Below are 8047 nucleotides of genomic sequence, written 5' to 3'. Positions count from 1 at the left end.
CGGTTATTGGATCTGACCAGGGTCAGAACCGGCATCACTGTCCCCGAATTCGGGGTAAGTTAATGGCATGAGCCGTATACGTGGTCCGTATGTACGGTTCTGTGAGAGGGATGAGGCGGAGACGCCTCACCCTACTCGCTGAATAAGAGGGTGTGTCAATGATCTTTAATTTGGGTTCCATTAATATCGATTATACTTACCTTGTGCCCTATTTTGTTCGCCCTGGCGAAACCTTGGAAAGTGATGATTATAATATTGGATTAGGTGGAAAGGGCGTCAATCAGTCGTTGGCAATAGCGCGTGCTAAAGGAATGGTGAGTCACTGGGGGCGAGTTTCATCGATCGATGCTTGGGTGACCAGTGAGCTTGAGTCTGCGGGTGTTGATGTGAAAGATATTGAATTGACCCCAGAGCCAAGTGGGCATGCGATTATTCAAATTGATGCACTGGGTGAAAACGCTATTCTTTTATTCTCTGGCGCCAATCATGGTTTTACACGGGAGAAAATGACGGCTCTTGTTGCGCAAACTGCGCCTGGCGACACAATACTTATCCAGAACGAATGTAATGGGCTTGATCAGCTTATTCTATTAGCAGTGAGTCATGGCTGTAAGGTGATATTTAATCCAGCACCAATGACCTCGAAAGTATCATCATTACCTCTAGACCAGTGTGAACTGCTTTTTTTTAACCGTACAGAGGCCGCCGCTTTGTTAGAAATGCCAGTAGATTCGAGCGCCGCAGATTTGCTTATGCGGTGTAAAGAATCGCTTGGCGATGTTGAGGTGGTTCTTACTCTAGGTAGCGAGGGGGCTTGGTATCAGCGCAGCAATGAGACTCTTTTTCAACCGGCTTTAAAGGTAAAAGCCGTTGATACAACGGCTGCAGGCGACACCTTTGTGGGCTACTTCCTTGCTGCGAGGCAAGCTGGCCTAACGCCCTCACAGTGCTTGCAAAGGGCGGCAACGGCGGCTGCCCTGGCGGTACAAAAATTCGGTGCTGCCAGTAGTATTCCGATGGCGTCAGAAGTTGACGGGATCATATATCAAAGTACCTAAAGATAGTCGAAATCAGTGCATCACTTAGCTGAAAATACATAATACATATCAAATGTTAAGCACTTTCTATTTGCTTGCGAGCAGCCATTTAGGCCGCCCGCTATCTCTCTTATATACTATTATGGACTTGGTATTGACCTAGTTTAAGGTTTGAATCTTTTTATGATTTTCCAAAGTCATGACCAACGCTTCGGCGGCTTCCTTGCCTTTGGCGAGGAAATGGCCATGGAAAAAATCATGGTGTGTGCTGTGTTCATGAAAATGATGAGGCGTCAGCACAACCGAAAGAATGGGGATTTCGGTTTCCAGTTGCGCTTGCATCATGCCTTCAATGACAGCTTGAGCAACGAATTCGTGCCGATAGATGCCACCGTCAATGACAAAGCCAGCTCCCACAATGGCGCTGTAACGGCCAGTTTTGGCGAGTAGTTTAGCCTGAAGCGGAATTTCGTAAGCCCCTGCAACTTGGAATATCTCTACTTGGTCAGCAGAAAAACCATGCTCGCTAGCAAGTTGAGCAATAAATGCCTGACGAGCTTGAATGACTATATCGTGATGCCACGACGCTTCGATAAAGGCAACGCGAACAGATGAGGAGTGTTGGGTCTGATTCATGGTCATCCTATGGGATTGTTTACCAGAACCAGGGCATGAGGCATCCAATAGCACAGCACCCGTATGCGTTGGAACGCTACAGGTAATATCACTAGGAAACCTTCTCTTTTATCCGGACTATGACCGTCGGCTCCGGAATCTCACCGAATCTGCTGTCCTCAACTATCGGGTTACACCCTTTAGCTGAGCGCTCGTGGGCTTGTCCATATCCGTTAAGATATGGCATTACCACCGGTGGGGACTTACACCCCGCCCTGAGAAAGTTCGCCATTATTGGCGGGGTTATTATACGCCTTCTGCTTGGAAGATATAGCAGGCCCTGTCAAAAATTGCTTGGTTCTTGTTTGTGGGTGGAATCTTGCTAGTTAAGCCCAAGCTGACAGAGATAATGGTAAGCTATGGATAGCACTTAGCAGGGTAATGACCCTGTGATGTCAGAGATAGATCACCGGAGGGGAGTGTGAAGGGCAGCCGTTTCAGTGCAGGGAGAGCCAAGGCGCTTCTCTTATCGCTCAGTGTTGGTGCAGCAGGCGGTGTGCTGTTTCACATTACGGGGCTGCCGCTGGCCTGGATGCTTGGCCCCTTGGTGGCGAACCTGCTGGTGTCTGCTAAAGGCGTGAAGGTTGAAGTGCCTGAGTCGCTGCGTAGCGTGTTTTTAGCAGTGATGGGCATGGTGCTGGGTAGCCAAGTCACTCCTGAGCTTGCCCACCGCGTATTGGATTGGCCAATCTCGGCCGTGCTGTTGCTAACGGGTGTGGTGGCGTCCACTGCCGTGGCGTCTGCCTGGTACCGCCGTTGTGGCTTCGACCCCGTAAGCGCCTGGTTTGGTGCCTCCCCAGGGGCAATGACCGCCATGATTATGCTGGGTGACCGGTGTGGCGGCGACCCCCAACGGATTGCGATTGCCCAGTCGCTGCGTATTGTGCTGGTTGTTCTATTCCTGCCGCCGCTATTTTGGGCCTTTGAAGGCGGTGAAGGTACCTTGGGGCCAGCGGATGCCGCATTAACCGATGGCTGGCTGCTGCTTGCTATTCCGCTGTTGCTGCCGCTGGGCAAATGGCTACGCCTGCCAAGCCCCGCGCTGCTCGCTCCCTTGTTAGCCACCGCGCTACTCTCCGGGTTAGATATCGCCAGCCTCGCCTTGCCAAGCCGGGGTATGAATCTGATGCTCTGGGTGCTGGGCAGCGCCATTGGTTCACGCTTTCAAGGCATGACGCGGCGGCTGTTGGGCCGCTACTTATGGCAGTCAGATTGCGACGCTGCTGGCCCTCGTCGTGTTGGCTGTTTTTGCCGAACTGATCCACCAAACCGTTGGCGTGCGACGCGATGTGGCGCTCTTGGCGCTGGCCCCTGGCGGTATTGGTGAAATGGCGATACTCGCCGTCGCGCTCAACATTGACCCAGTGTTTGTGGCTTTTCATCACCTGCTGCGCATGGTCACCCTGATGATTGTTGCTCCCTTCTGGGCCCGCTGGCTAATGCGTCATCATCCTGACGCCTGACGTCGCGATCATTACGCTAACTCTCCTCGCTGTGCTCCCTTTTATCGCGTCATGTAAGGACTCTCCATGCTGTCACGTCTGCTCTCGCCGCTGTTCCGTTTTTTTGAGGAGCGCGTTAACCCCTACCCAGAGGGTGAGGTCACCACACCGCCCAAAGGGCTGTTGCCGTTTATCTGGCACTTTTCGCGCCCGGTGTGGCCGTGGCTGCTAGTGATGTCGCTGATAACGGCGGTGGTATCTGCCGCAGAGGTGGTGTTCTTTAGCTACATGGGCGATTTGGTGGATTGGCTGGGTGGCGTCGAGCGCGCCGATTTCTGGGCCAACCACGGCCTGTGGCTGGCGGGCCTTGGTTTGTTAGTGGTGGTGGGCCTGCCGCTACTGGTGCTGCTGCAGTCGCTGGTCACCCACCAGAGCATTTTTGGTAACTACCCGATGATTGGCCGCTGGCTCTCTCATCGCCATATGCTCAGCCAGAGCCTAGCGTTCTATCAAGATGAGTTTGCCGGGCGGGTATCGCAAAAAGTGATGCAAACCGCGCTGGCCGTGCGGGAAACCGTCACCAAAGTGATGGATCTGATGGTGTACGCCATCGTCTATTTTACCGGGGCGGCCATTCTGTTGGGACGCGCCGATCCATGGCTGCTGCTGCCGCTAGGCCTTTGGCTGATCGGCTATTTAGGCATCATGCGCTTTTTCGTACCGCGCCTGCGGGATGTCTCTATGGCCCAGGCGGGTGCTCGCGCTCAGATGACTGGCCGCGTGGTGGATAGCTACAGCAACATCCAAACTATCAAGCTGTTTGCCGATACTCAGCGCGAAGAGCGCTACGCCAAAGATGCTATGGAGGGCTTTATGGTCACCGTGCATCGCCAGATGCGCCTGGTCACGGTGATGAGCGTCTGCTTGACGCTGCTTAATACGCTGCTGCTAGTTGGCACGGCAGGCATGGCGATTGCAGCGTGGTACATGGAGGCGATCTCTCTGGGCGTGCTGGCTATCGCCATTGCCCTGGTGATGCGGATCCGTTTTATGTCCGACTGGATTTTATGGGAAGTCGCTGGGCTGTTTGAAAACATCGGCACGGTGCAGGATGGCATGAACACCATCGCCCAGGAGCCGACGGTGAAAGACGCGCCCAACGCCAAAGCGCTGACCGTGCCCAACGGCGAGATCGTCTTCGATACGCTGCGCTTCCAGTATGCTCAGGCAAAAGGGGAGAGCAAAAATGTGTTTGATGGGCTGAACCTGACCATCAAGCCCGGTGAAAAGATCGGCCTGATTGGCCGTTCCGGGGCGGGAAAATCGACCCTGGCGAACCTGCTGCTGCGCTTTTACGACCTGCAGGGCGGGCGCATTCTGATCGACGGCCAAAACATTGCTGAGGTCACCCAGACCTCGCTGCGCCATCAGATCGGCATGGTGACCCAAGACACCTCGCTGCTGCACCGTTCGCTGCGAGATAACATCCGCTACGGCAGTCCGCACGCCAGCGATGAGGATGTCTGGCAGGCGGTATGCCGTGCCCATGCCGATACTTTCATCAATGACCTAGTCGATCCCAAAGGGCGGCGCGGTTTGGATGCTCATGTGGGAGAGCGGGGCGTGAAGCTCTCCGGCGGCCAGCGCCAGCGCATTGCCATCGCCCGGGTGCTGCTCAAAGATGCCCCCATCCTGGTATTGGATGAAGCCACCTCGGCGCTGGATTCCGAGGTTGAAGCGGCGATTCAAGAGCAGTTGGATGCGTTGATGGAGGGCAAAACGGTGATTGCCATCGCCCATCGGCTCTCTACCATTGCCATGCTAGACCGTTTGATTGTGGTGGATGAAGGGCGCATGGTGGAGAGCGGCACTCATCAGGAATTGCTGGCCCGAAACGGCATTTATGCAGGCCTTTGGCAGCGCCAGTCGGGAGGATTTTTGGGTAACGACCTTGATCCTGATAACAATGCCCTCATTTGAGACTAGACCGGTCGCCTAGTAAGGGCGCTTTAACAGGAGGTACTGATGCAAGCTATCCAGCTTCAACAACCCGGCGGTTTAGATAAATTGAACGTTGTCGACGTGGCAGCCCCTGGGGAGCCAGGCCCCGGCGAGATCAAAGTGCGCCTGCACGCCAGCTCGCTGAACTTTCACGACTACGCGGTCGTGGCGGGGATGATTCCCACCGACGATAAGCGCATCCCGATGTCCGACGGCGCGGGCGTGGTGGAAGCCGTTGGCGAAGGTGTGGAAGAGTTTGCCGTGGGCGATGCGGTCGTCTCGACCTTCTTCCCATACTGGCTGGAAGGCCCGGCGCGCGTAGGCGACTTTACCACCACCCCTGGCGATGGCGTCGATGGCTATGCCCGCGAGCAGGTAATTCGACCGGCCACATGGTTTACTCGCCAGCCGATCGGCTACAGCCATGTAGAATCCGCCACGTTGACCACCGCAGGATTGACCGCTTGGCGCGCGCTGGTGGTGGACGGCGGCTTGAAAGCGGGCGATACCGTGCTGGTACTGGGTACCGGCGGGGTGTCGATCTTTGCGCTGCAGTTCGCCAAGCTGATGGGGGCTCGAGTGATCGCGACCTCCTCTTCCAATGAGAAGCTGGAGCGCCTGCGTAGCCTCGGCGCGGAGCACACCATCAACTACCGCGAGACACCCGAGTGGGGAAAAGCGGTCAAAGCGTTGACCGACGGCAAAGGCGTGGATCACGTCATCGAGGTAGGCGGCCCCGGTACGCTGCCGCAATCCATCGATGCCGTGAAGATTGGCGGGCATATCTCACTGATTGGTGTGCTCACCGGCCGTGACGGCGAGATCCCGACGGCTAAGCTGATGGCAAAACAGGCTAAATTGCAGGGGCTTATCGTAGGTAGCCGTCGTCATCAGATCGAGATGATCCAAGCGATCGAAGCGGCGAAGCTCAAACCGATCATTGACCGTGAATTCCCGCTCAGCGAGATCGCCGATGCGTTTCGTCATCAAGAGTCAGGCAAGCACTTTGGTAAGATCTGCCTGACCTATTGAGCGAAGCGCGACGCTTTGCACAATGAGTAAAAAAAGCGACGAGTCAAAAGCGCGTCTGCCAAAAGCAGGCGCGCTTTTTTTGCCATGAGGGGGAGGCTACGTTACTCCCCCAGTCGGCTGTAGACCACGCCTTTGACTTCCAGCTCCCAAATATCGTCGTAGGGCACGGTCACGCCATCCATATCCCCTGGGTCACCGGTACTGTTTTTGATGACGGTTTCAGGAATGACTTTTACCCCCATCACACCGACATGCTGGATGCGGCCGCTGAATCGATTCCCTTCCTGCTCAATGAGCACCCGCTCGCCCGCAATGCACTTTGCAAGCTTCTCGTGAAGCTCCGCCATCGTGACATTCACCACGCTCATCGTCGCCTCCTGCGCATCGCTCAAAAGTGAGTTACTTGGCAATAACGACTTTATTTTAGACGATAAGTTCGGCTAGCCCGGGGGGGGTGGCATAAGGCATGCTAACCTTAATCTAGTTTACTGAATCGAGGCGAGATATGGCGCAAGGCTCAACGAACGTGGCTTTATCGCCATGGAACGTGGTGGCATTAGACACCTTTCAAACCCCTGAGCGCACTCAGGCGAGCCAGTGGCGGCGTAGCTGGCGAGCGGCCACCACCTGGATGATAGGCAAGGAAGCTTCCGAGCGCCAAGCGAAGCAGGAGAGTGAACTGCGCGCGCTGCCTAAAGTGAAGCTGGCGCATGTTGCGCCCCCCATTGACTGGCTGCCCGCCACCGAACGCTTGAAACAGGCGCTGAAAGACTACGAAGATGCGCCGGTTGTGCTGTTTATTTCACCGCCTTACGGTGGGCACAGCACCGTGGTGAGCCAATGGGCTGCGCAACAGGATATTCCTTGCCTCACCGTACCCACGCTGAAAGAGCCAGTGGACGGCAGCCTAGCCTGGGTAGAAGACGCTACCCAGCTAAAGCGCTGGGCAATTCCTGCCTTGGAGTACCACTTTTTACGCCATACCAATGGCTTGCAAGGCGTTCGTGAGTTGCTTGAGCGTGCCTTGAGTGGGCGCCTAGGGCAGAGCGTGATGGGGTGCGACAGTTGGACCTACGCCTACTTACAGCATGCGGTGGGGTTGGAGGGCGTGCCGGTATTGACCCTCCAAGGGCTCGAAGGTGAACAGTTGGCCCACTATTTTTCCCAAGCAGCGGGGGAGTGCCCGACGGTGTACAGTACACGTACGGGCAAATCGATTCTCACCAGCGACAGTGATCAAAAAGAGGCCTATAAAGAGCTGCAGCGCCTAGCGGCACACTGCCGAGGGCACTTGGGAATTGCCTGGCACTACTGGCGCGAGCGGCTGCGTGAGCCAGCAGAAGATTCGGATGATAGCGACACTTCTCAAGAACTGTGGCTACTGGACGCGCTGGCTGAAGCCGAACTACCCACAGATACCGGCGATCTAGCTACTTTACTGCTGCATACCCTGCTGATTCACGGCGGGCTGGAAGATCATGCGTTAAAACATGTGCTGCCTTTTTCGGATCACGAATCGTTAAATGCACGCTTTGCCCTGGCGCGGCGCGGCATTCTTAGCAGCCAGCAAGGGCGCTGGCAGGTGGCGCCGCTTAGCTATGCCAGCGTGCGGCAGCTGCTTGAGTCGCGTAACTATCTCGTTGACCCGCTCTAGCAGTCTGTCGGACTTGAGGTTAATGGATGAGCTGAGGCGTGGGTTCTTCACCCCCCCCTGTGTTGGTGTTGGTGTTGGTGCTGTTGTGTGGCTCTTAACCTGCCCCTCAGCTTCTGCAAGGCGGTTCTGACGCCTTGCCTGCTGGCCGGTTGGGCGCGGCGAGCCCTCAGCCCGCCGTCAACCGGTGCATCCGCTTGATATTCCAC

General features: G+C 55.8%; 6 protein-coding genes, 1 pseudogene and 1 riboswitch. Of the genes and pseudogenes, 5 read left to right on the top strand and 2 right to left on the bottom strand.

Features of this window, described 5'->3' with window-relative positions:
* Positions 1–158 precede the first annotated feature (158 nt).
* On the top strand, positions 159–1058 hold the full coding sequence (locus AC13CY_RS10085) for a ribokinase (RefSeq protein ID WP_172514767.1): 900 nt from the start codon (positions 159–161) through the stop codon (positions 1056–1058).
* Between the two features lie 138 nt (positions 1059–1196).
* On the opposite strand, the gene AC13CY_RS10080 is transcribed toward AC13CY_RS10085, so the two are convergent.
* Positions 1197–1673 carry a 6,7-dimethyl-8-ribityllumazine synthase gene (locus tag AC13CY_RS10080; protein ID WP_137093525.1) on the bottom strand — a complete coding sequence of 159 codons (477 nt, stop codon included), beginning with the start codon at positions 1671–1673 and terminating at the stop codon, positions 1197–1199.
* A gap of 96 nt (positions 1674–1769) precedes the next feature.
* A riboswitch (FMN riboswitch) is annotated at positions 1770–1939 on the bottom strand.
* A 194-nt stretch (positions 1940–2133) separates the two neighbouring features.
* Between AC13CY_RS10080 and AC13CY_RS10075 the strand changes: the two are divergent.
* From AC13CY_RS10075 to AC13CY_RS10065, 3 genes and pseudogenes are all read left to right on the top strand, one after another.
* Positions 2134–3175 (top strand): annotated as a pseudogene (locus AC13CY_RS10075) (AbrB family transcriptional regulator).
* A 66-nt stretch (positions 3176–3241) separates the two neighbouring features.
* Positions 3242–5134, top strand: a complete 1893-nt coding sequence (locus AC13CY_RS10070; RefSeq protein WP_269474878.1) for an ABC transporter ATP-binding protein — start codon at positions 3242–3244, stop codon at positions 5132–5134.
* A gap of 45 nt (positions 5135–5179) precedes the next feature.
* The gene (locus AC13CY_RS10065) at positions 5180–6187 is read left to right on the top strand and encodes a zinc-dependent alcohol dehydrogenase family protein (RefSeq protein WP_172514766.1); all 1008 of its coding nucleotides are present in this window, start codon (positions 5180–5182) and stop codon (positions 6185–6187) included.
* A gap of 101 nt (positions 6188–6288) precedes the next feature.
* On the opposite strand, the gene AC13CY_RS10060 is transcribed toward AC13CY_RS10065, so the two are convergent.
* A complete protein-coding gene (locus AC13CY_RS10060) occupies positions 6289–6555 on the bottom strand; it encodes a hypothetical protein (RefSeq protein ID WP_159342894.1) in 267 nt (88 codons plus the stop codon).
* A 158-nt stretch (positions 6556–6713) separates the two neighbouring features.
* Here AC13CY_RS10060 and AC13CY_RS10055 point away from each other — a divergent pair, with 158 nt between their 5' ends.
* Entirely contained in the window at positions 6714–7841 is a 1128-nt protein-coding gene (locus AC13CY_RS10055; protein ID WP_323133622.1) for a hypothetical protein, read from the top strand.
* The last annotated feature ends 206 nt before the right edge of the window (positions 7842–8047 follow it).

The sequence above is a fragment of the Vreelandella sp. L-15 genome, assembly GCF_056857635.1.
This window is presented reverse-complemented; position numbering and strand designations above follow the sequence as displayed.

Excerpts from the sequence above, each read along its gene's own strand:
- AC13CY_RS10085 (WP_172514767.1), top strand. The coding sequence starts at position 159 with ATGATCTTTAATTTGGGTTCCATTAATATCGATTATACTTACCTTGTG.
- AC13CY_RS10080 (WP_137093525.1), bottom strand. The coding sequence starts at position 1,673 with ATGAATCAGACCCAACACTCCTCATCTGTTCGCGTTGCCTTTATCGAA.
- AC13CY_RS10070 (WP_269474878.1), top strand. The coding sequence starts at position 3,242 with ATGCTGTCACGTCTGCTCTCGCCGCTGTTCCGTTTTTTTGAGGAGCGC.
- AC13CY_RS10065 (WP_172514766.1), top strand. The coding sequence starts at position 5,180 with ATGCAAGCTATCCAGCTTCAACAACCCGGCGGTTTAGATAAATTGAAC.
- AC13CY_RS10060 (WP_159342894.1), bottom strand. The coding sequence starts at position 6,555 with ATGAGCGTGGTGAATGTCACGATGGCGGAGCTTCACGAGAAGCTTGCA.